Annotated in this window: 2 protein-coding genes and 1 pseudogene; 2 read left to right on the top strand and 1 reads right to left on the bottom strand. The window is 32.0% G+C overall.

Going from position 1 to position 1,449, the window contains the following annotated elements:
* The first annotated feature begins 525 nt into the window (after positions 1-525).
* Both ACFINK_RS09280 and ACFINK_RS09275 read left to right on the top strand, forming a co-directional pair.
* Positions 526-876 (top strand): type II toxin-antitoxin system RelE/ParE family toxin, encoded by a 351-nt coding sequence (locus ACFINK_RS09280; protein WP_375638902.1) that lies wholly within the window; start codon positions 526-528, stop codon positions 874-876.
* A gap of 1 nt (position 877) precedes the next feature.
* Positions 878-1,201, top strand: a complete 324-nt coding sequence (locus tag ACFINK_RS09275; RefSeq protein WP_015856199.1) for a helix-turn-helix domain-containing protein — start codon at positions 878-880, stop codon at positions 1,199-1,201.
* Between the two features lie 165 nt (positions 1,202-1,366).
* Here ACFINK_RS09275 and ACFINK_RS09270 read toward each other — a convergent pair.
* Positions 1,367-1,449, bottom strand: a pseudogene (locus tag ACFINK_RS09270) (phage late control D family protein); the annotation flags it as partial.

Below are 1,449 nucleotides of genomic sequence, written 5' to 3'. Positions count from 1 at the left end.
TTGCTATAAACATATCATAAAAGAGAGAGTAAAATAAAAAAAAGCCGTGCCAAATGATATGACGCGGCTTTCAAATAGCGTTTCTTATTGATTAAAATGAATCATCCACAATGGAGTAATGAATGCATATATACAAAACGTATCATATTGCAAGCGCTCTATGAGAGATATGAAAACTTATCAAAAGGAATGTAAATGATGCGTTTGATTTTTACTCACTCATTTGAATTACAGAGCCTATAAACGCTTGTTATGGCTATCAAACGTATCAAACAAATCAAAATGCTCGGTAGCTTTAACAATCCAATCAAAAGCAAATGCATATTCAATAAATATCTGCAAAAAACGTTCTTTTTACATTTGGAAGCGTTGGTTTTTACAAAGCAGCTTTTCATAAGATAAATAAACAATTATGGTTTTTTGTTACCATTTTTATCAAGTCAATTTTATTAATAATAGTTATTAAAAAATCACAAAATTAGAATAACCACTTGAAAATATACCCATATGGGTATATTAATAATCATGAGTAAAATAAAACGTATCATATGGCTTGGTTCTTCACTCAAAGATATAAAAAGTCTTCCTGATCTTATTCAACAAAGGATTGGTTATGCTCTTTATCTTGCTCAGATAGGAGATAGAGGAGAAAATGTTAAGGTTCTCAAGGGGTTTGGATCTGCCAATGTTCTAGAAATTATTGAACGCGATATTCAAGGAACTTATCGCGCTGTTTATACGATACAATATAAAAAATCTCTTTATGTGTTGCATTGTTTTCAGAAAAAATCGACCCGTGGCATTACAACACCAAAACCAGACATTAATCTGATTAAAGAACGTCTCAAGTTAGTAGAACAATTAGAAGGGAATTAAAATGATCAATGTTTTTCACGGTAGTTCCAATGTTTATGCGGATCTTGGCTTTTCAGATTCCAGAGAGATGCTTATCAAAGCGCAACTTGCTCATAAGATTAGTCAAATTCTGAAAGAAAAGAACTTAACACAAAAACAGGCTAGTCAACTTTTGAAAATGACTCAACCAAAACTGTCTAAACTCTTAAGTGGAGAATTTCGAGGAATTAGTGAAATGAAAATGCTTGAGTGTTTGGCAAAATTGGGAAACGATATAAAGATTATTGTTAATCCGAAAGAAGTTAAAACGCTTGAAGGACATTTTGAAGTTGTTTTTTCTTCTTAAACTTCTTTATGATTAGCTTTTTTGGATCTATTCATGCATGGCAATCTTATATAAAAAATAGTCAAATGAATCACGTATAAAAGTGTGGATTCTTGAGTGGATTCATATAAAATAATTACAAACAAACTATTGACTTTATTGTATTTTTGTTTATAATGTCCTTCAACAAGCGTAACAAGTCCGCAAACGCCGCACGGGACCGCTAAACCCTGTCTGATGTTTGACTTGGCATTGCTGCCCTTTTGAGC

Origin of the sequence: Bartonella sp. AA16NXGY, assembly GCF_042197325.1 — a bacterium.
Classification (GTDB): domain Bacteria; phylum Pseudomonadota; class Alphaproteobacteria; order Rhizobiales; family Rhizobiaceae; genus Bartonella.
The sequence above is the reverse complement of the archived record's forward strand: the minus strand, read 5'-3'. Positions and strand labels throughout refer to the sequence as shown.